The organism is Erwinia sp. S38 (assembly GCF_016624545.1).
GTDB classification, from domain to species: Bacteria; Pseudomonadota; Gammaproteobacteria; order Enterobacterales; family Enterobacteriaceae; genus Erwinia; species Erwinia coffeiphila.
This window is the reverse complement of the sequence record NZ_JACVTS010000013.1, coordinates 142,057-162,806: the sequence shown is the minus strand read 5'-3', so window position 1 is coordinate 162,806 and position 20,750 is coordinate 142,057. Positions and strand designations below refer to the sequence as shown.

General features: G+C 54.0%; 18 protein-coding genes. 7 read left to right on the top strand and 11 right to left on the bottom strand.

Annotated features, from left to right (window positions below):
• Positions 1 to 24 precede the first annotated feature (24 nt).
• On the top strand, positions 25 to 1,050 hold the full coding sequence (adhP, locus tag IBT46_RS15935; protein ID WP_105593766.1) for an alcohol dehydrogenase AdhP: 1,026 nt from the start codon (positions 25 to 27) through the stop codon (positions 1,048 to 1,050).
• Between the two features lie 71 nt (positions 1,051 to 1,121).
• Here adhP and IBT46_RS15930 read toward each other — a convergent pair whose 3' ends face one another.
• On the bottom strand, positions 1,122 to 1,817 hold the full coding sequence (locus IBT46_RS15930) for a B3/4 domain-containing protein (RefSeq protein WP_200546479.1): 696 nt from the start codon (positions 1,815 to 1,817) through the stop codon (positions 1,122 to 1,124).
• Positions 1,818 to 1,844: 27 nt separating this feature from the next.
• Positions 1,845 to 2,594, bottom strand: coding sequence for an HAD-IIB family hydrolase (locus IBT46_RS15925; RefSeq protein WP_370569479.1), 750 nt, complete (start codon positions 2,592 to 2,594; stop codon positions 1,845 to 1,847).
• 233 nt (positions 2,595 to 2,827) lie between these two features.
• On the opposite strand from IBT46_RS15925, the gene IBT46_RS15920 reads away from it, so the two are divergent.
• The gene (locus IBT46_RS15920; protein ID WP_200546477.1) at positions 2,828 to 3,757 is read left to right on the top strand and encodes a nucleoside recognition domain-containing protein; all 930 of its coding nucleotides are present in this window, start codon (positions 2,828 to 2,830) and stop codon (positions 3,755 to 3,757) included.
• Between the two features lie 134 nt (positions 3,758 to 3,891).
• Positions 3,892 to 4,995, top strand: a complete 1,104-nt coding sequence (locus tag IBT46_RS15915; RefSeq protein WP_200546476.1) for a YncE family protein — start codon at positions 3,892 to 3,894, stop codon at positions 4,993 to 4,995.
• A 111-nt stretch (positions 4,996 to 5,106) separates the two neighbouring features.
• On the opposite strand, the gene IBT46_RS15910 is transcribed toward IBT46_RS15915, so the two are convergent.
• The 3 genes from IBT46_RS15910 to IBT46_RS15900 form a co-directional block, all read right to left on the bottom strand.
• Entirely contained in the window at positions 5,107 to 5,526 is a 420-nt protein-coding gene (locus tag IBT46_RS15910) for a hypothetical protein (protein WP_200546475.1), read from the bottom strand.
• 76 nt (positions 5,527 to 5,602) lie between these two features.
• Complete coding sequence (locus tag IBT46_RS15905) at positions 5,603 to 6,238, bottom strand: carbonic anhydrase (RefSeq protein ID WP_200546474.1); 636 nt, start codon at positions 6,236 to 6,238, stop codon at positions 5,603 to 5,605.
• A gap of 78 nt (positions 6,239 to 6,316) precedes the next feature.
• The gene (locus IBT46_RS15900; protein WP_200546473.1) at positions 6,317 to 7,762 is read right to left on the bottom strand and encodes a sigma-54-dependent Fis family transcriptional regulator; all 1,446 of its coding nucleotides are present in this window, start codon (positions 7,760 to 7,762) and stop codon (positions 6,317 to 6,319) included.
• A 259-nt stretch (positions 7,763 to 8,021) separates the two neighbouring features.
• On the opposite strand from IBT46_RS15900, the gene speC reads away from it, so the two are divergent.
• From speC to IBT46_RS15880, 4 genes are all read left to right on the top strand, one after another.
• A complete protein-coding gene (gene speC / locus IBT46_RS15895; RefSeq protein ID WP_200546472.1) occupies positions 8,022 to 10,184 on the top strand; it encodes an ornithine decarboxylase in 2,163 nt (720 codons plus the stop codon).
• A 55-nt stretch (positions 10,185 to 10,239) separates the two neighbouring features.
• Complete coding sequence (gene potE / locus IBT46_RS15890) at positions 10,240 to 11,595, top strand: putrescine-ornithine antiporter (protein ID WP_200546471.1); 1,356 nt, start codon at positions 10,240 to 10,242, stop codon at positions 11,593 to 11,595.
• A 21-nt stretch (positions 11,596 to 11,616) separates the two neighbouring features.
• Entirely contained in the window at positions 11,617 to 11,805 is a 189-nt protein-coding gene (locus tag IBT46_RS15885) for a hypothetical protein (RefSeq protein ID WP_200546470.1), read from the top strand.
• A gap of 222 nt (positions 11,806 to 12,027) precedes the next feature.
• Positions 12,028 to 12,282, top strand: coding sequence for a DUF1471 domain-containing protein (locus IBT46_RS15880; protein WP_234480149.1), 255 nt, complete (start codon positions 12,028 to 12,030; stop codon positions 12,280 to 12,282).
• A 157-nt stretch (positions 12,283 to 12,439) separates the two neighbouring features.
• On the opposite strand, the gene IBT46_RS15875 is transcribed toward IBT46_RS15880, so the two are convergent.
• From IBT46_RS15875 to IBT46_RS15850, 6 genes are all read right to left on the bottom strand, one after another.
• Positions 12,440 to 12,823, bottom strand: a complete 384-nt coding sequence (locus tag IBT46_RS15875; protein ID WP_200546469.1) for a DoxX family protein — start codon at positions 12,821 to 12,823, stop codon at positions 12,440 to 12,442.
• A 97-nt stretch (positions 12,824 to 12,920) separates the two neighbouring features.
• A complete protein-coding gene (locus IBT46_RS15870) occupies positions 12,921 to 14,303 on the bottom strand; it encodes a heavy metal sensor histidine kinase (protein WP_200546508.1) in 1,383 nt (460 codons plus the stop codon).
• Positions 14,304 to 14,317: 14 nt separating this feature from the next.
• Positions 14,318 to 14,995, bottom strand: coding sequence for a heavy metal response regulator transcription factor (locus tag IBT46_RS15865; RefSeq protein WP_200546468.1), 678 nt, complete (start codon positions 14,993 to 14,995; stop codon positions 14,318 to 14,320).
• Between the two features lie 143 nt (positions 14,996 to 15,138).
• A complete protein-coding gene (locus IBT46_RS15860; protein ID WP_200546507.1) occupies positions 15,139 to 16,278 on the bottom strand; it encodes a multidrug effflux MFS transporter in 1,140 nt (379 codons plus the stop codon).
• Between the two features lie 141 nt (positions 16,279 to 16,419).
• Positions 16,420 to 19,551 (bottom strand): efflux RND transporter permease subunit, encoded by a 3,132-nt coding sequence (locus IBT46_RS15855; protein WP_200546467.1) that lies wholly within the window; start codon positions 19,549 to 19,551, stop codon positions 16,420 to 16,422.
• Positions 19,551 to 20,609 (bottom strand): efflux RND transporter periplasmic adaptor subunit, encoded by a 1,059-nt coding sequence (locus IBT46_RS15850; protein WP_370569478.1) that lies wholly within the window; start codon positions 20,607 to 20,609, stop codon positions 19,551 to 19,553. The genes IBT46_RS15855 and IBT46_RS15850 overlap by 1 nt, the downstream gene beginning before the upstream one ends.
• Between the last annotated feature and the right edge of the window lie 141 nt (positions 20,610 to 20,750).

Here is a 20,750-nt window from a genome sequence, read left to right as displayed (position 1 = left end):
TGTTATCTTTTACGGAGTGACAAGATGAAAACGATGAAAGCCGCAGTAGTGAAGGCATTTGGCGAACCGCTGGTCATTGAGCAGGTACCGATCCCTGACGTTGGTCCCGGCCAGCTGCTGGTGAAAGTAGTTGCGACCGGCGTATGCCATACCGACCTGCACGCTGCCGAAGGTGACTGGCCGGTAAAACCGCAGCCGCCGTTCATTCCAGGTCATGAAGGTGTAGGTTACGTGGTTGCGGTAGGTGAAGGCGTAAAGCACATAAAGGAAGGGGATCGCGTGGGCGTGCCATGGCTGTATTCCGCCTGTGGCCACTGCGAACACTGTCTGGACAGCTGGGAAACCCTGTGCCATTCGCAGCAAAACGCCGGTTATTCCGTTAACGGCAGCTTTGCTGAGTACTGCCTGGCCGATGCCAACTACGTCGGCATCCTGCCGGACAACGTCGAATACAACGAAATCGCGCCGATCCTCTGCGCCGGTGTGACAGTCTATAAAGGCCTCAAAATGACCGACACCAAGCCGGGCGACTGGGTGGTGGTATCCGGTATCGGCGGTCTGGGCCATATGGCGGTGCAGTATGCGGTGGCGATGGGCCTGAACGTCGCGGCGGTGGATATCGATGACGAGAAGCTGGCCTTCGCTAAGCGTCTGGGTGCCACCGTCACTGCCAACGCCCGCAATGTTGACCCGGCAAAAGTGTTCCACGAGGAGTTTGGCGGCGCGCACGGCGTGCTGGTGACGGCGGTATCGCCGAAGGCGTTTGAGCAGGCTATCGGCACCATGCGCCGTGGCGGAACCATGGTCCTGAACGGTCTGCCGCCGGGAACCTTCGATCTGTCGATCTTCAACATGGTGCTGGACGGCATTACCGTTCGTGGCTCCATCGTCGGCACCCGTAAGGATCTGCAGGAAGCCCTGGACTTTGCCGGCCGCCATAAAGTGGCAGCGAACATTGCCGTTGAACCGCTGACTAATATCAACGATATCTTTGCCCGTATGCACGCCGGTAAGATTGAAGGACGTATCGTGGTCGACCTGGCGCTGTAATTCCTGAGTGTAGTAGTAAGCCGTAGCCACGGGCGCAGTGCTGTTTGCTGCGCCCGTTTTACGTTTGTCAGTTATGCCTGGGTGTTACCCAGCCACTGCTGGTGGCATACCACTCCCGGCATCATGGCTTCCAGCCCGGCAATCAGCGCATCCCCGGCATCCTGCACCGCAGAAAGCGGCATGGCGGGCAGGCTTTCAAGGATAAACCACATGCGGGTCGCGCTGGCATCAAGGCGAGTTCTGACACCCTGACGCCAGTTCCAGCGGCGGCAGGTTACGCCCAGGTCATCGCGCCAGATAACTTCTCCCGCGTCCACCGTTTCCAGCGTGGTAACGCCGTCCTTCACCGTATCGAACTGCTCGTCGCCTTCCGCCACGCAAAGACGCGGCTGGCCCTGATATGCCGCGATATTTTCGCCCCCGACCGGAATGGCATAGCGGATACTGATGGCGTTATATAGGTCAACCACCGGATCGATAGCCGGCAGCGTGCCGTCGCGCAGTACACGCTTGCGCAGCGCTTCGGCGGAACAGGGAGTGCGCTTCGGTTTTGCCCCGAACTTCTGAAAAACGTCCGCCCAGGCAGCCAGATGCGCCACTGCCCAGTCGGGCTGCTGCTCGCTGATAAATCGGCAGGCCTCTTTCAGGGCCTCTGCGGCATACTCTGGTCGGGTAAGGGGGGCGGCCTCAACGCTGATACTTAAGGCCCTGAAGCCCGGAGCGATTTCCCCGATCTGATTGTCGATTGACGGTAAAACGGTAAGCATTGCATACTCCACGGGTGACTAATATTCTTACGCCTGGACCACTGAAAATTCGCGCAGCAGGGCAGGCAGCTGCTCTGTTTTGCAATAGTGGCTGGCACCAACGTAATAATGCGGTTCGCCGGTAAAGATGGATATTCCGGCATTATTCAGCATCTCAAAATCATTGCTGTCATTGCCAAAGGCGATGCTGCGGTTGAAATCCACTCCCAGCGTCTTCAGCGCCAGATATTTATTCTCCTGACGCGGGGTAATATCGAATATATTCTCGTGTCTGTGGTGATGAAGAGAAAATTCGAAACTATTCTGCTGCAGAAATGCATCCGTCTTCGCGCGAAATTCACCATCAAGAATAAGAATTTTACTCACTCCCTGACTGACCAGTTCACTCTCCGGGATTTCACTGTCGGAAAGAGTGCGCATATAGTCGTGGAAAGTATGAGCGGTCTGCGACGTGGAAAAACTCCAGTGGCCGTCGAGCACATAAGGCACCTGATGCTGCTGAAGCAGGCCGATCATCAGCTCAGTAGCCCGATCCTCAAAGCGGTTACTGAACAGGCACTCACCCTGTTGCCAGGCCATCGCCCCGTTACAGCCGACCATCAGGCAGTCGTGCAGTTCACGCGGCAGCAGAGGAAGCATGTCGCGCACCGGGCGAGCGGAGGCAAAGATAACGCGGGCGGAGTTGGCGAGCGAGATAATATTTTCTGCCAGGTTACAGTGTAACGGTTGTCCGTTCGTAATAATGGTACCATCCAGGTCAAAGATATAGGTTGTCACCGTGTTCCCTTTATATATGCGATATTTTTTACAGTCAGAGATTAACATGCCCGGGCCGGTTATTCACCGAAAATGGGGGGTAACTAACCAGGATGGTTCCTGGCGGTTATATTTCAGCTGCGTTGTTATTTTACTCCGTTAAGCTCCTGGTTAAAAAAAGAATCCTCGCGACCATAGCGGTCAATCCCTGGCTGAGTTAACGTACTGGCAATTTCCCCCGTTCGGAGTCGTTGATGGATATCATTGGGATCATTATGTCGGCCGGTAAAGCCTCGGTGAATGTGGCGCTTTATACGCTGATCCCCATTATGGTCGTTATGCTGATTATTATGAAATACCTGGAGGTCCGGGGAATTCTGGACCGCATTGTGCGGGTGATGACGCCGGTGCTGAAGCCGTTTGGTATTACCGGGATGGGGATTTTTGCGCTGATCCAGCTTAACTTTGTCAGCTTTGCCGCACCGCTGGCCGCGCTGGCCATTATGGAAAAAAGAGGCGCATCGGACCGCCATCTTGCAGCGACGCTGGCCATGCTGTTTGCCATGGGGCAGGGAAACGTCTTCTATCCGCTGATCCCCTTCGGTTTGCACTGGGGGGCCGCGCTGGGTATTTCGGTGGCGGGCGGACTGGCCGCTGCGGCAATCACCTGGTATTTCTTCGGCCGCAGGCTGTCGGTCGCCTCCCTGCAACGTGATGACACGCCGCCGGAAGATAAATCCGCAACCGGCCTTATTGCCATTATCAACGGCGCCGGGTCGGATGCAATCCGCCTGTCGCTGGGCTCGGTTCCGATGCTGATCCTGTCGCTGACCGTGGTGGGTATCCTGAAAGAGGCCGGGGCGATTGAACTGCTGACCCGGCTGATTGCCCCGGTGCTGGATTTCTTTCATGTCTCCGAAGTGTTTATTCTTCCGGCATTAACGAAATGCCTGGCGGGGGGAACCGCTTATTTCGGCGTGGTATCCGATCTGCTGCACCGTGGATTAATGACCGCGCAGCAGGTTAACGCCTCCGCCGGGTTTATGGTACAGACGCTGGATCTGCCCGGTATTGGTATTTACCTTGGTATTGCCAGCCGCTTTGTCAGGCTGTTCCGCTTTGCGCTGCCCGGTGCGCTGGTGGGTATTCTGCTGCGTACGGTGTTGCACAGCACGATGTTCTGAATGGTTCATTCTGTTACCCCTTCTGTAAACAACGCATTTACATAAGATTTGTAAATGCTTATGATTCTCATTCTCTTGTATGCACCCGCGCCGGATTAGCCGGGCGGGATGCCTGTCCATTGATGGAGCCAGAAATGAGATCGTTGTTTACCCCACGTAAAGCCCTGGTCGCTGCGGCGATTGTGACCTCACTCAGCCTGACGGCCTGTCAGGCTCCGCAGAAACAGGCGCAGGCCGCGCAGCAGCCTGCTGCTACCGCCAGCGAATCTAAACCCGCAGATAGCCGACTCACCCAGCGCGAACTCGCCGCCGGGCTGTATGAGATGGCTTATTCTCCGGCGGCGGGAGGGCTGTACGTTGCCAGCGCTCTGGGATTCAAAACGTCTAACGGCGGGGTTATCTACCGTCTCGACCCCAAAACGCTTGAGACAGTTAGCGAAACGCACACCGATCTGAAAAACTTTGGCGTGGCGCAGGACGCTGACGGCAGCGCGATTTACATCACCAATACGGTGGACGGCGGCATCACTAAGGTTGATGCGCAGAGCGGTAAAGTATTACAGCGCCTGATGTTTAAGGATCGCAGCAAGAAAGGGGATGCGCTGGGCAGCCGCGAAATCCTGGCTCACGAAGGTCTGCTGTACGTTGGCGGCGTGGGCGATCCGGGTGTAATTTGGGTGGTGGATGCGAAAACGCTGAAACTGAAAACCACCATTAAAAACGCCGGAAAATGGGTTACCGGAATTATCTGGTCTCCGCTGACCAATAAGGTATACGCGGCCAACGGCGGCGGTGAAATTCTGGTGATCAATCCGCGCAGCCACAAAATCGAACAGCGCTGGACGGCGGGTGACGATAAACAGTATCTGTTCCTCAACCTGGCGGAAGATCCGGCCACCGGACGTCTGTTCGTGACCGATAATTCGAAAGCGAAAGAGACACTGGTATTTGATGAGCGTAGCGGCAAAGTGATCAAACGCCTGCCGGGTGATGCGCTGGCGGTGAAGTTTAACGCCAAACGCAACGAGATCTACATCAGCCAGCGCGAATCGAAGAAGGTACTGCAGCTGGATGCGACCAGTTACGCAGTAAAAAATAGCTGGTCGTTTGACAGTCATCCAAACAGCCTGGAGCTTTCCCCGGACGGCCAGACGCTGTACGTCAGCGTCAAGCAGGGGCTGGATAAATCGCATACGGCAAAAGGGCCGGACAGCGTAGCGCGTATCGTGCTGAACTAAGCTTTGTTCTGCCGGGGAAGAATTTGCCCCGGCAGCTTATTCCCCGCGGTTCGGTTCACTCTCACCCAGACCTTCTGCACGGCTTGCTGCCTGTGCTTTTTATCCGCGCTTTTACTGCATACTTTCCTGCTGCCGCATCTTGCGCGCCGCACGGTGGCAATAGATAAACCAGCCCAGCGCCAGTGGCAACGTCAGTGGCATAATGACAAGGATATTATAAATCGCGTCCAGACCTCGTGGCGACCCGTTCAGAAAATTACAGACTCGAACGGAGAACAGGTGTATCACCAGGGAATCCATTGCCTTTTTCGCGAAGGGATACAAAGCAATAAGTAGCAGCGCTGGCAGAAGAAACCACAGGGAAAAGTGCTTAATTACGGTAAACATGGCGATACCATAAACAAGCAGGCCGCTAAGAAAGTTCCAGCCAAATTCTCCGCTGCGTAAATAGCGCCGCATCGGTGTGGCAAGGGGGGCTTTGGGGGGATGTATAGCCGGATTACCGCCGGTCTTCTTTCGTTTTCGGCTCAATCGTGGGGTCCGTTCAGGAGTGGCGACGTACTCATTTTGTAACAGGGGGAAGAGGGCATCCTTGCCCCTCTGGCGATTACTCGTAGCAAACGCCCGGATTCTCAGACAGCAGTACAAAGTCCTGGGTATTCTTATCCAGCGCACGGATGGCACCGCTTTCAATATCGTAAACCCAGCCGTGCAGGCGCAACGCCTTATCACGCAGGCCCACCGCGACGGACGGATGCGTTTTGATATTGTTCAGCTGTGCGATAACGTTCTCACGCACCATGGCATTCACTTTCTCTTCTTCAGTGGTGTAGGTTTTCTTCTCGACAACGGCTTTCGCTGCATCGGAGTAGCGCAGCCAGTGCTGAACGGCAGGCATAGGGTCCAGACACTGGCAGGTAGCGATGGCTTTCATTGCGCCGCAGTTGGAGTGGCCGCAGATAACAATATCGGTGACGCCCAGAGCCACTACCGCATATTCGATGGTCGCAGAAACGCCGCCCGGTTCAGGGCCGAAAGAGGGCACGATATTGCCGGCATTACGAATGACAAAGAGCTGTCCGGGTTCCTGCTGGGTGACCAGTTCAGGCACCAGACGGCTGTCGGAGCAGGAGATAAACAACGCTTTGGGATTCTGGCTGGAAGCAAGGCTGCGGAATAATTCTTTCTGATTAGGGAAAACATCTTTCTGGAAATTCAGAAAACCTTCAACAATGTGCTGCATAGCAGATCTCTACCTTCTTTTATCGTGAAATATTATTCTGACACTGAAGCACCGCCGCGTGCAACTTATCAGAAAATTCTACATCTGGCCTACCGGCGAACGGCCATCATCAACGCACAGCGTAAGCTGATGTTTTTTCACTTTGTAGTATAGCGTGGTCCTGGCTATCTGCAGCTCCTGTGCCGCTCTGGCGATATTGCCCTGAGTACTGTTAAGTGCGTTGATAATCAGCTGACGTTCAAATTTATCAATCGCCACATCCAGGCCCTCCTGAGGAATAAACTGTGGGCCGATGTCTTCTTCCGGTTTGCTCACCTGGCGGAAGGAAACCGGGGAAGATATTTCATCATCATAGGCCAGCACGTCCAGCGGGCCGCTGTGCTCCTGCTGTAGCATACTGCGCAGTATCACATTCTCCAGCATTCTCACGTTGCCGGGCCAGGGCAACTGAGTGAGCCGCCGGGTTACCTCTTCACTGATATGGGTGATCTGGCAGCTGACAATATTGTTATATTTTTCAATAAAATAATTTGAAAGCAGGCGGATGTCAGCCGGCCTCTCGCTGAGAGGCGGTAGCACCAGCTGACCGACGCACAAACGATAATAGAGATCGGACCTCAGATGGCCGCTGTTAAGCAGCTCCGACGGGGGTTCATTCACCGCTGATAGAATTCGAATATCTGACGTCTGCTGGCGTGATCCACCCACTTTCCAGAATGTTTTATCCTGGCAAAAGCGCAATAACTTGCTTTGCAAGCCGACCGGCATGGAGTTCAGCTCATCCAGAAACAGCGTACCTCCCTGAGCAAGTTCCAGATAACCTTGGCGATGTTCGGCACCGGTAAACGCGCCTTTCTCCGTTCCGAACAGGGTACTTTCAATCAACGCTTCCGGAATGGCTCCGCAGTTCAGTGCGATAAACGGTTTGTCCGCCCGGTTGCTGTAGTGATGAATAAGCCGGGCAAAAAGCTCCTTTCCCGTTCCCGTCTCACCGACGATCATCACCGGAACGTCACCTGTGGCAAGGCGTTTAGCCTGGTCGATTAACTTTTGCATCCGTGGATCAGCGGTAATAATTTCGTACTTCTTCTCGCTCTGGTTATGCTTGTAAAGCAGGCTGTTCAGCTCAACGACCTGGTCCTGCAAGATCCGCGTAGAGGAGATATCGCGGCCAATTTCAATCACTCCCTGGATCTCTCCGCTGCTATTATACAGCGGAACGGTAGTGTGCTGAAACTCAACGGCTTTCCCTTTACGGTTATAATAAATCTGATAATTACCAATAAATTCTTTGCCGTCATACAGCGCCTGCAGCATGGTGCTCTTTTCTTTGCTCAGGCCATAGACGTCCTGCACGCTCTTCCCCAGCGCAGACTGGACGCTGTAGCCGTCTATGCCAGCACTTTCCTGGTTGTAATAAATGAATTTTGCCTGCCGATCGATAATCGTGATGGGTTGATGAATTAAGTCAAAAAAACGGGAAAACAGCGACACCATACGCACCAGTTTTTTTTGCGATTCCATTCGTGTACAGCTCCTTAAATAGTAATTTTAATTAGTTTTTATCCCTGGTGTAAAAAATGGCTTGAGGGATGGCGTGAAGTGTGTCGAAAAACAGACACAAGTACAATATTTAGAACCTTATCTCAATATTAAACAGCATCAAAAGACTTAAGCTTTTGACTTAATTGATTTGTTTATTATGGCACGGCGCTTGCAATACTCCTGTTGAGTGTTGATTAACAACCAGAAAATGGACCGTGAAATAGACTAAGGGAAAAATATGAAAAAGCTTAAAATTGCTGCCACACAGGAAACGCTGAACAGTTTCGTCACCGACAGGGATATTGTGGGCGTCACAGAAACCGACTTTACGGATGTGGGGGCTGTTGTTTTAACAACCTCCGATATTAAAAGAGGGTTGCTGGAAATTGCGTTGCAGAATGAGTTCAATATTCCCGTCTTTGCCGTGCTGGAAAAAGGGGAAATATTGCCGCCAGACATTCTAGAGAAGATGCGCGGCGTGATTAATATGAACGGAGTGACCACGGAATTTTTTGGTAAGCAAATCAATTTTGCAGCAAGCGAATACGAAGAAAGCCTGCTGCCGCCATTTTTCAAAGAGATGACTCGCTATACCGAAAAAGGCAACGTGTCGCTTTCAACACCGGGCCATAACGGCGGCCAGTTCTTTCGCCAGACCCCGGCAGGAAGGCGCTTCTTTGACTATTTTGGCGAGACGGCCTTTCGCGCTGATATGGCCAGTTCCGAGGTGCGTCTGGGCGATCTGCTGATTCATGAAGGCGCTGCCTGTCAGGCCGAACAGCATGCCGCGAAAGTGTTCCACGCCGACAAAACCTACTTCGTGTTAAACGGCACGTCGGCTTCGAATAAAGTTGTGACCAACGCGCTACTTGCTCCGGGCGATCTGGTGCTCTTCGATCGAAATAACCATAAGTCCTGTCATCACGGTGCGCTGATTCAGGCGGGAGCAACGCCGGTTTACCTTGAAACCTGTCGTAATCCGTTTGGCTTTATCGGCGGAATTGATGCCCGCTGCTTTAAAGAAAGCTATCTCCGGGAAGAGATCAAAGCCGTTGCACCGGAGAAGGTCGACTGCCCGCGTCCATTCCGTCTGGCGATTATTCAGCTTGGCACCTATGACGGCTGTATTTATAACGCCCGTCAGGTTGTCGACAAAATTGGTCATCTCTGTGACTACATTCTGTTTGATTCGGCCTGGGTCGGTTACGAACAGTTTATCCCGATGATGCGTGACTGCTCGCCGATGCTGCTGGAGCTGAAAGAGAACGATCCGGGTATCCTGGTAACCCAGTCAGTGCATAAATTGTTGGCGGGCTTCAGCCAGGCATCACAGATCCATAAAAAAGATCGTCATATGAAGCATCAGCCTTATTACTGCAACCACAAGCATATGAACAATGCCTATATGCTGCATGCCTCTACCAGTCCTAACTATCCTATTTTCGCCTCGCTGGATGTGAATGCCCAGATGCACGAAGGCAAAGCCGGCGTGAAAATCTGGCAGGATGCGATTAAGGTTGGCATTGAAGCGCGGAAACTGATCCTGAAAACCTGCACCATGATCAAACCGTTTATTCCTCCGATGATTGAAGGTAAACCGTGGCAGGATTACAGCACCGACGAAATCGCCAACGATCTGAAGTTTTTTGACTATGTTCCGGGCGAAAAGTGGCACGCCTATCAGGGCTTCGAAAAAAATCAGTACTTTGTTGACCCGTTCAAGCTACTGCTGACCACGCCGGGCATTGATATTGATACCGGTGGCTATGCCGACTTCGGTATCCCGGCCACTATCCTGTGTAACTTCCTGCGTGAACACGGCATTACGCCGGAAAAAAGCGATCTCAACTCGATCCTGTTCCTGATCACTCCCTCTTCTGACTTGCCGAAAATCCAGTATCTGGTGGCGCTGATTTCGCGCTTCGAACAGCTGGTGGCTGAAGATGCGCTGCTCTGCGATGTTCTACCGTCCATTTACGCCGACCACGCCGAACGCTATCAGGGCTATACCCTGCGTCGTCTGTGCCAGGAAATGCACGATATTTACGTTCGTAACAACATCAAGCATCTGCAAAAGGCGCTGTTCCGTAAGGAGACTCTGCCACAGCAGGCAATGCTGCCACAAAAAGCCAATCTGGAGTTTGTGCGTAACCATACCGAACTGGTGGCCCTGGATGAGATCGAAGGGCGGATCGCGGCAGAGGGGGCTTTACCTTATCCACCGGGAATTATCTGCATCGTACCTGGCGAAGTGTGGGGCGGGGCGGTACTGAAGTATTTCAAAGTTTGGGAGATGGTTATCGATCTGCTGCCTGGCTTTGCGCCGGAATTGCAGGGCGTCTATTCGCAGGTTAATGCACAGGGCAGCGTTCAGGTCTGCGGATACGTTATTAAACAATAATAAGAACGGCCGCGCGGGCAGTATTGCCGGGCGGCCGTCATAAGGATAAGAAACTATGTCTGATTCAAAACCGACGAAAAAAATGGGCGTCGTGCAGCTGATCATCCTGACCATCATCAACATGATGGGCTCGGGGATTATCCTGCTGCCGACCAAGCTGGCGGAAGTCGGCACCATCTCAATATTATCCTGGCTGGTAACCGCGCTGGGTTCGCTGGCGCTGGCCTACTCTTTTGCGAAATGTGGTCGATTCAGCCGTAAACCCGGCGGGATGTTTGGTTACGCACAGTATCCGCTGGGCACCGGTGGTAATTTTATCTCTAACTATACCTACGTGATTTCCTGCCTGGTCACCAACGTAACGATAGGCATTACGGCGGTTGGCTACGGGGTTGAGCTGTTCGATGTGCTGCTGACGCCGGTGGGGGTCTGTCTGGCCACCGTGGCCGTGCTGTGGGTGACCACGCTGGCCAACTTCGGCGGTTCCGCCGTTACCGGTAAGCTCGGTTCAATCACTATCTGGGGGGTGATCATTCCGGTTGTCGGGCTGTGCATTATCGGCTGGTTCTGGTTCAGTCCACAGCAGTATATAGATGCATGGAACCCGCATCACAAGCCGCTGTTCTCGGCGATCAGCTCCTCGATTTCTATTACGCTGTGGGCGTTCCTGGGTCTGGAATCCGCCTGCGCCAATAGCGATGCGGTTGAAAATCCCGAGCGCAACGTGCCGATTGCGGTACTGGGCGGAACGCTGGGCGCTGCGGTGATTTATATCATTTCTACCAACGTCATCGCCGGGATTGTGCCTAACCTTGATCTGGTCAACTCGACTGCACCGTTTGGCGTGGCGTTTAGCTATATGTTTACCCCGCTGGTGGGCAAAATCATTATGGCGCTGATGTGCCTGGCCTGTATCGGTTCGCTGCTGGGCTGGCAGTTTACCTTCGCTCAGGTGTGTAAGTCCGGTGCTGAAGCCGGTTTCTATCACCGGGTCTTCACTCATGTGAATAAAATGGGTGCACCGGTAAAAGGTATGCTGATTCTGGTGATAGGGCAGACTATCGTTACCTTTATGACCATCAGCCCGTCGCTGACCAAGCAGTTTGATATTCTGGTTAACCTGGCGGTGATTACTAACCTGATCCCGTATTTACTGTCGATGGCTGCGCTGATCACTATGCAGCGACTGGCCGACGTCAGTAAAAGCGAAATGCGTGTAACCAATACGATCATGGTTATCGCAACGCTCTATACCTACTATGCGTTGTACAGCGCCGGTTTTGAGGCCCTGACGTGGGGTGCACTGGCAACGTTCCTTGGCTGGAATCTGTATGGTTTTATCGCGCCGAAGTTTGAGTTAGAGCGCAACCGTATTGAAGACAAGCAGTATATGGAAAACCACGATAAGTAATCCGCAGCAGGCGGCGGTCAGGTGAAACTGCTCGTCGCCTGCGTCTGGCAAGATCAATCGCTCGTCAATCTCCCGTATGGCTATGCAGTACCAAATGGTTTTATCACAGGAATCCTCATTAGTTACAACATGCAAATTAATCCGAATGCACTCAGCCTCAGCAACAGTGTTAACCTGATTCTGGCAGGGGATAAAAGGTCGGCAAGATAATTACCTGAGAACTTAAATTCCCCTGTTGCCGATACGCTGTTGATATATCAACCGGAGCCTGAAACAGACTGACACATTATTGTCAATCCAGGAAAATCAGGGGTAAAGAAGCACGTTAATTCCGGATTATGACAGCAATGTCATTTTCATGTCAGCTAAAGAACAGGGTCGATGAAATATAATTATCCCATCAGAAATAATGAATCCAAATGGGAGATGTTTATGAAAAAGCGTATCGCTATGACCTTACTAACCGGCGCTCTGGTTATTTCATCCTTCGCTAATGCGGCTGAAGCCGTTAAAGATACCAGCGGGCTGGTGAAGAAAGGAACCGTATCCGTTTCTGGTGCCACCACGTTGTCAAACCTTGAGAGCATGATTAAACAGGAAGCGGATAAACAGCACGCCAGCCGCTATAAAATTATCGCTGCCGGTGGGCATAACTTGCTGAGCGGAACGGCGATTATTTACCAGTAATCCGCTGAACCGCCTTACTTCTTATCACTAAATCCTTAGCCAGCCTGATAATCAGGCTGGCTTTTTGACGTCTGGACCTTTCTGTCGTGTATCGTGGGGAGATCGCCGGCGGCAGGGACAGACCGCCGGTTTAAACCATTCTCCACTCTAACGGACGTTACGACTGACGGCGCTCGGGGGAGAACAGGGAGAAATAAATCAGCCCGGAAATAATGCTCAGATTCTTACCGAAGGCAATAAACTGGCTGCTCTGCTGGGCGCCGGTATATAGCCAGAATTGATGGAAAAGCACGCTGGTGAGGAATACATAGACAATCCAGATAATCGACACAGCCTTTAATCGATATCCAGTTAAGAAGCAGAGGCTGCCGCCTAACTCAATAATTATCGCCGCAACGATCATTAACTGTCCGACCAACGTATCCCCAAAAGGCGTTTTGGCCACGTTATCTGAAAAATGCAGGATTTTACCCAGGCCGCTATAAATAAACAGTGGGGTGATAATAATGCGGGCAATAATTAAAACGACTTTTTCATACATGATAGATCCCTGTTTGTCTGGAAGGATGAAAGTTCATCATCATCCTGGCAAACAGGGGCTGTCATTAAGGTGACCGCTGGCTGACAGCGCGGTAAGGTTAGCGCTTTTCGCCTACAGCAAGGGTAAAACCGAAGGTATTCACGCCGTCGCGGCTGTTAACAAAAACATCGCCTCCGTGAACCAGCGCAATCGCTTTAACAATCGACAGTCCCAGCCCGTGATTACTGCTGCTTTGCGTTCTGGAGCCGTCCACGCGATAAAAGCGTTCAAACAGGCGTTCAAGGTGATAAGACTCAATCTCTGCACCTTCATTTAACACGGATACCGAAATGAACCTCTCGGACTGCACGATATTGATATCGATCGTGCTGCCTTCGCGAGCGTAGCGTGAACCGTTGCTGAGAAGATTAGCCAGAGAGCGGGTAAACAATCTGCGGTCTACATATGCCGTAGCGTCGCCATTGATGCGCACTGACAAATGGCGTTCCGTTAGTGACGGCTCAAGATATTCAGCCGCTTTCTGACTTTCATTGCGAAGGGAAACCTGCGCCATCTGAGCGGCAAACTTACCGGTTTGGGCATGTGACAGGAATAACATGTCATTAATAATCGACGACATGCGCTCAAGCTCTTCAAGATTCGATCCCAGCATATTTTGCAGCTGTTCTACGCTGCGGTCGCGGGAAAGCGCCAGCTGGGTCTGGCCTATCAAATTGGTTAACGGTGTTTTCAGCTCGTGCGCGACGTCGGCATTAAAGCTTTCAAGCTGCTCCCAGGCCTTTTCCTGGCGGACCAGTACGCCGTTAAAGGCCTCTGCCAGCGCATGCAGTTCTTCGGGCAACGAATCGATACACAGCCGCTGCTTCTGTTTCCCCGGAACCAGCTGATGCGACTGCGCGCTCAGCGCTTTTATCGGCTTCATGCCCGCGCGGGAAATCCAGTAACCCAGCAGAGCGACCATAATCACGCCGAAGAAGGTGATAAACAGCAGTACCCGGGTGAACTCTTCCAGCGTGCCCATATAGGGCGTGGAGTCGATCGCCACAACGTAGCGTAATGCGGGCCTGTTACCGCTGGCGGGCAGGGTACTTGCCATCAGGAACAGCGGGCATTTTTTGGCATCGGGCAGATCAACTTTACTGAAACCATCTTCCAGCGCTCTCAGGTTCACGCCCTGCGGCACCGGTCCGCCGAGGTGATAAAACGGGTCATCGCTGATAATCCAGTACTGTACGCGCCCCCCTTCGGAGGTAGAAAGATTAACGAACTTCGCTTTCAGCAGCTGCCAGTCATAGGCAGAAGCCCGGGAGACAATCATCGGTTCAACCAGCGAATAACGAAACTGGAGTTCGTTATGCATCTGCTTTTCCAGCGACTCCTGCAACGTCACACGCAGGCAAACGGCGTAGGCCAGCGCCATGCTTACCGTCGCCACGGTGAACATTAATGCCAGACGGGCGGAAATGGATTTTCTGAACAGATTGAACATGATGGTTAATCTCGAAACTCAAGCACGTAGCCCATACCGCGCACAGTGTGCAGCAGTTTGATATCCCACGGCGCATCGACTTTGGTCCGCAGCCGCTTAATGGCGACTTCAACGACGTTAGCATCGCTGTCAAAATTCATATCCCACACCTGTTCGGCGATCATCATTTTTGACATGACCTGGCCCTGATGTCGTGCCAGCAGACTGAGCAGAGCGAACTCTTTCTGGGTTAAATCAATCCGGCTGCCGTCGCGGATCACCCGGCGCGCCAGCAGATCGACAGTCAGGTCGTGAACCTGTAAATGGGCAATATCGTAACTGTCCATCGAACGGCGTCTGAGCAGCGCCTGCAATCGGGCAATCAGTTCGGTCAGTGAAAATGGTTTCGGCAGATAGTCATCGGCCCCCAGGCGCAACCCCTTGACCCGCTCATCAAGCGAGCCGCGCGCGGATAGCATCAGCACCGGTGTTCTTTTGCTTTCGCGCAGGCTGGCGAGCATTTCATAACCGTCCATCTCTGGCAGCATGACATCAAGAATGATCGCGTCGTAATCGTATTCGACGGCCAGGAACAGGCCGTCTCTGCCGTCATGGGCGGTATCGACAATAAATCCCTGTTCTCTCAGCGCCATGGTGATATAGGAGGACGTTTTCAGCTCGTCTTCCACCAGCAGTATTTTCATGATCGGGTGTTTCTCTGTTCCTACTCGGTTTACGGCCGTTATTATAAATACAGCTCTGGTCCGCAGGCTGACTTTTTGCTGACATTTTTGTCAGCAAAATGACGATGGGTGCTAAATTTGTTCTCATTCCTTTTCCTTCCTGCCTATTCCGCGCCTGCTAAGGTCTGATGTCTCATTCGCCCAAATGCCATCATGCCGCTCAGCAGGGTAAATATCGTCATCATTCCCGCCATCGGCCACGGCGTACCGTCATTCAAGGCTGCCAGCATCAGCGAAGAGATAATGCCGCTACCGTATTGCAGGGCACCAATCAGCGCCGAGGCGGAACCGGCAGTTCCCGGCACCGCATCCAGCGCCGCAGCGGTGGCCGAGGCGGCAATAATGCCGTTCATCGAGAAGAAAACAAAAATACAGGCGGCCATGGCCAGCATGTTTTTGGGGAAGATCGCCAACGATATGCACATGAATAACGCCATTATTGAGGCAATAGCGGCGGCAGTTTTAAGCATATGCTCCAGTGGAAATCGCTGAACGAGCCGCTTATTGATAAAGCTCATGCCCACTACGCCAATAATGTTGACCGCAAACAGCCAGCCATAGTACTGGGGATCGATGCCGAACCCGCTGATGTAGACCGCGGGCGAACCGACGATGAAGGCATACACGGCGACATAATAAAAGGTCACACACAGCGTATAGCGCATAAAGCTGCGATTTTTCAGCAGGTGCAGGTAGTTACTGAAGGCACTGCCGAGCGAATCAGCCGTGCGTTTTTCCGCAGGGAGCGTTTCCGGCAGCCATAACAGTGCGAAGAACATCAGCACGCCAACGGCTGCGAGAAACCAGAAAATAATCGGCCACTGTGAATAGCGGATAATTTGCCCGCCGAGCAGCGGACCGGCAATAGGTGCAATCGCCATCACAATAATCAGCGTTGAAAGCATCTGCGCGGCACGGGTGCGGCTGAAGAGATCGCGGATCATCGCCCGCGCCAGCATCGGACCGGTGCAGGCACCGGCCGCCTGGAAAACTCGCCAGAATACGATCTGATACATTTCAGTAGACAGGGCGCATCCCGCTGAGCCAATAGCGAACAGAATCATGCCGATATACAGCGGTGGCTTGCGTCCAAATCTGTCGCTAATCGGCCCCCAGATAAGTTGGGCAATGGCGAAACCAATCAAAAAACCGGTTACGGTCAGCGCCGCATCACCGTGTAGCGAAATCGACATCGCCGGCATCGCGGGCAGATAAATATCCGTCGACAGTGAAGTAAAGGCCATCAGCGCGCTGAGGATGGCAATAAAGGCGATGCCGGTTTTGGCACTAGTGGAATTATTCACGGATGTTATCTCGTTGAGTCGTAGTAAGTGGTCGGCAGCAACCGGGTAGAAAACCCGATCGGCTGCCGGTCAGCCGGGCCATCAGGCGTCGTCGTCTTCGTTGCGTGGCCTGCTGCCGAAGCGGTTATGCACCACCACAAAGAACAAAGGAACGAAATACACCGCCAGTAGGGTTGCGGCGACCATCCCGCCGATAACGCCGGTGCCTACCGCGTTCTGCGCACCGCTACCGGCGCCGGTGCTGATGGCCAGCGGCAGTACCCCGAGGATAAAGGCCAGCGAGGTCATCAGTATCGGCCTCAGCCGCATGCGCGCAGCCTCCAGCGTGGCCTCGATAACGCCTTTGCCTTCTTTTTCGATCAGGTCTTTTGCAAATTCGACGATCAAAATGGCATTTTTCGCCGACAGGCCGATCGTGGTTAACAGACCCACCACGAAATAAACGTCGTTGTTCAGCCCGCGCAGCAGGGTGGCGACCAGCGCGCCGAACACGCCGAGCGGCACCACCAGCATCACCGAGAACGGCACCGACCAGCTTTCATACAGCGCCGCCAGGCACAAGAACACCACGATCAGTGACAGCGCGTACAGTGCAGGAGCCTGCTCTCCGGTCATCCGTTCCTGATACGACATCCCGGTCCAGTCGAAGCCAATACCCTCGGGCAGCTGCTGCGCCAGCTGTTCCATCAGCGCCATCGCTTCGCCCGAACTTTTCCCCGCGGCGGGCTGACCGAGGACCTCCACCGATGACAGGCCGTTGTAGCGCTCCAGGCGCGGCGAACCGTAAATCCATTCCGCCGTAGAGAAGCTGGCAAAGGGCACCATTTTGCCGTTGGCTGCACGCACGTACCAGTTATCGAGATCCTGCGGCAGCATGCGCCAGCGGGCATCGGCCATCACATAAACTTTTTTGACCCTACCGCTGTCAATAAAGTCATTGACGTAGTTACCGCCCCACGCAGTGCTTAACGTGCTGTTGATATCGGTCAGATCGACACCCAGCGCGGTGGCCTTTTCTTCATCAATATTGAGTTTGAACTGCGGACTGTCTTCCATGCCGTTGGCACGTACAGCTGTCAGCGTCTCCGGATGCTGGCGTACCAGGTCGAGCAGAGCGTTACGTGCCTGTAATAGCTTTTCATGGCCAAGCCCGGCCTGGTCGATCAGCTCGAAGTCAAAGCCGGTGGCGTTGCCCAGGGCGATAATCGGCGGCAGGTTAAACGCCACTACGGTGCCATCCATAATTTTACTGAGCGCCCCGGTGGCACGGCTGACAATGCCATCGACCTTATTGTCATCGCCCGCACGCTCGGACCAGTCCTTCAGGCCGATAAAGGCAATGCCGACGTTCTGTCCGCGCCCGGCAAAGCCAAAGCCGTTTACCGTCAGCACGTTTTCAACGTTGCTTTTTTCCGCATTGAGGTAGTAGTCACTGACGCGATCCAGCACCGCCTGGGTTCGTTCCTGGGTTGCCCCGGCGGGCAGGATCGCCTGCGTTGCCAATACGCCCTGATCCTCTGAAGGCAGGAAGGAGGTCGGTAAGCGCACAAACAGCAGCGCCATCACTGCCACTACTACGCCGTAGATCAACAGATAGCGGCCGCTGCGATGCAGCATGCGGGCCACCGAGCTGCTGTAGTGCTGCGAGCTTTGCTCAAACTTTCGGTTAAACCAGCCAAACAGGCCGCGTTTCTGCCCGTGTTCGCCCGGCTTCAGCGGCTTAAGCAGGGTAACGCACAGGGCCGGGGTGAGGATCAGCGCCACCAGCACAGAGAGCACCATGGCCGACACGATAGTGATAGAGAACTGCCGGTAGATCACGCCTGTGCTGCCGCCAAAGAACGCCATCGGCACAAATACCGCCGAGAGTACCAGCGCAATACCGACCAGCGCCCCCTGGATTTGCCCCATGGATTTGCGCGTGGCGGCCTTCGGCTTCAGGCCTTCTTCCGCCATCACGCGCTCAACGTTTTCCACCACCACAATGGCATCATCGACCAGCAGACCAATCGCCAGCACCATGCCGAACATCGTCAGTGTGTTGATCGAATAACCAAAGGCGCTGAGGATGGCAAACGTCCCTGCCAGCACCACCGGCACCGCGATGGTGGGGATCAGCGTGGCGCGGAAGCTTTGCAGAAACAGATACATCACCAGGAAAACCAGCACGATGGCTTCAACCAGCGTTTTCACCACTTCATTAATCGAAATGCTGATAAACGGCGTGGTGTCGTAGGGATACACCACCTTTAGTCCCTGCGGGAAGAAGGGCTTCAGGGTGTTGATGCGCGCGCGGATGGCATTCGCCGTATCCAGCGCATTCGCGCCGGTCGCCAGCTGAATACCCAGTGCCGAGGCCGGTTTACCGTTAATCTTAACCACGAAATTGTAGTTTTCGCCGCCGCGCTCGATGCGCGCTACATCGTGCAGCCTCACCTGCGAACCGTCGCCGTTAACCTTCATCAGAATATTGCCGAACGCCTCCGGGGAGGTCAGCCGCGTCTGCGCGATGATCGACGCATTAAGCTGCTGCCCCTTCACCGGCGGTGCACCACCGAGCTGACCTGCGGCAATCTGAGCGTTCTGTGCGCGGATTCGTGCAATGACATCCACCGGCGTCAGCTGGTAGTTATTCAGCTTGTTCGGGTCCAGCCAGATACGCATGGCGTACTGTGAGCCGAACAGCGTGGTATCACCCACGCCGTTGATGCGGCTGATGGGATCTTTCAGGTTTGCCGCTACGTAATCGGCAATATCTTCCATGCTCATCCGGCCGCTTTCATCAACAAATCCCGGCACCAGGAAGAACACGCTGGAAGATTTACGCACCGTAATTCCCTGCTGTTGAACCTCCTGCGGCAGCAGCGGTGTGGCAAGCTGGAGCTTGTTCTGCACCTGCACCTGGGCGATATCCGCGTCGGTTCCGTTTTCAAACGACAGCGTCAGCTGCAGCGTGCCGGAAGAATCGCTGGTCGAGGACATGTACATCAGCCCGTTCAGCCCGCTCATATTTTGCTCGATAACCTGTGTAACGCTGTTTTGCAGGGTGGTGGCATCGGCACCGGGATAAGTGGCTCGGATTTGCACGGCGGTGGGCGCGACGTCGGGGTACTGCTCCACGGGAATTTTCAGCAGGGAAATCCCCCCGGCGAGCATAACGATAATCGCCAGAACCCAGGCAAAAACCGGGCGATCGATAAAGAATCTGGACATCAGTTTGCGCCTCCGGTCGGCGTAGCGGCAATATCAACAGGAGAGACCTTCATTCCCGGCTGTGCACGCTGTAGCCCGGAAACGATCGCTCTTTCACCGGGCTTAAGGCCACTGGTGACCACCCAGCGATCGGCAGAGGCTGTTGAAACGGTGATATGACGAACTTCAACGCGATTATCTTCATTCACCACTAGTGCGGTCGCTTCGCCGCGCGGAGTGCGGCTGACCGCCTGCTGCGGAATGGTCAGTCCCTGTGGATCGTTCCCCAGATTGATACGCGCCCGTACAAACATGCCCGGCAGCAACTGACGATCGGGGTTAGGTACAATAGCGCGTAGCGTAATTGCACCAGTGGTCTGGTCTACGGTCAGGTCCGAAAATGCCAGTGTTCCGGGATGCGAATAAAGTGAACCATCACTGAGGATCACGCTGACCGGCACACTGCCGGGCTGACGCTGTAGTCTGCCGGAGGCCAGTTCCTGCTGCAGACGCAGAAATTCCTGGCTCGACTGCGTTACGTCGAGATAAAGCGGATCGAGCTGCTGCACCGTGGCCATCGCATCGCTCTGCTGATCCTGCACCAGCGCGCCTTCCGTAACCGAAGAACGCCCGATTCTGCCGTTAAGCGGTGAGGTGACCGTCGTTCGCATCAGATTGATCCGCGCCGTTTCCTGAGCGCTCCTGGCCGTTTCAACGGCAGCACGCGTCTGCGCCGCCGTTGCCTCTGCCTGGTCGAAGTCCTGACGACTGACGTACTGCGCACCGATCAATGTGCGATAGCGCGCAAGGGTGACCTGCGCCAGCTGCGCGTTGGCCCTGGCCTGTGCCAGGGCGGAGACGGTACGATTGAATTCAGCGCGCAGGGGAGCGGCATCAATCTGATAGAGTGGTTGATCGGTGACAACGTCACTTCCTTCGGTAAAAAGACGTTGCAGAATGATGCCGGAAACCTGCGGACGGACTTCCGCGATGCGGTAAGCCAACATACGCCCCGGCAGTTCCGACGTGACTGGAAGCGACTGCACGGCCAGCGTAGTGACCTGAACTTCGGGAACCACTGTTGACTGCGTTGAGTTAACGGACGAATTGTCACAGCCGGTTAGATTTAAAGCGAACAGCGCGCATAGCAAAGCCAGAGGCTTAATTGCCACCTTGATGGGCATTATTATTTTCTCCCGGAAGCCGGTATTAAGAGAGGA

Coding starts and splice junctions, on each gene's coding strand:
- speC (WP_200546472.1), top strand. CDS start 8,022: ATGAAAAAGCTTAAAATTGCTGCCACACAGGAAACGCTGAACAGTTTC.
- IBT46_RS15875 (WP_200546469.1), bottom strand. CDS start 12,823: ATGTATGAAAAAGTCGTTTTAATTATTGCCCGCATTATTATCACCCCA.
- IBT46_RS15860 (WP_200546507.1), bottom strand. CDS start 16,278: ATGGCCTTTACTTCACTGTCGACGGATATTTATCTGCCCGCGATGCCG.
- adhP (WP_105593766.1), top strand. CDS start 25: ATGAAAACGATGAAAGCCGCAGTAGTGAAGGCATTTGGCGAACCGCTG.
- IBT46_RS15880 (WP_234480149.1), top strand. CDS start 12,028: ATGAAAAAGCGTATCGCTATGACCTTACTAACCGGCGCTCTGGTTATT.
- IBT46_RS15905 (WP_200546474.1), bottom strand. CDS start 6,238: ATGCAGCACATTGTTGAAGGTTTTCTGAATTTCCAGAAAGATGTTTTC.
- potE (WP_200546471.1), top strand. CDS start 10,240: ATGTCTGATTCAAAACCGACGAAAAAAATGGGCGTCGTGCAGCTGATC.
- IBT46_RS15920 (WP_200546477.1), top strand. CDS start 2,828: ATGGATATCATTGGGATCATTATGTCGGCCGGTAAAGCCTCGGTGAAT.
- IBT46_RS15930 (WP_200546479.1), bottom strand. CDS start 1,817: ATGCTTACCGTTTTACCGTCAATCGACAATCAGATCGGGGAAATCGCT.
- IBT46_RS15900 (WP_200546473.1), bottom strand. CDS start 7,762: ATGGAATCGCAAAAAAAACTGGTGCGTATGGTGTCGCTGTTTTCCCGT.
- IBT46_RS15855 (WP_200546467.1), bottom strand. CDS start 19,551: ATGTCCAGATTCTTTATCGATCGCCCGGTTTTTGCCTGGGTTCTGGCG.
- IBT46_RS15915 (WP_200546476.1), top strand. CDS start 3,892: ATGAGATCGTTGTTTACCCCACGTAAAGCCCTGGTCGCTGCGGCGATT.
- IBT46_RS15865 (WP_200546468.1), bottom strand. CDS start 14,995: ATGAAAATACTGCTGGTGGAAGACGAGCTGAAAACGTCCTCCTATATC.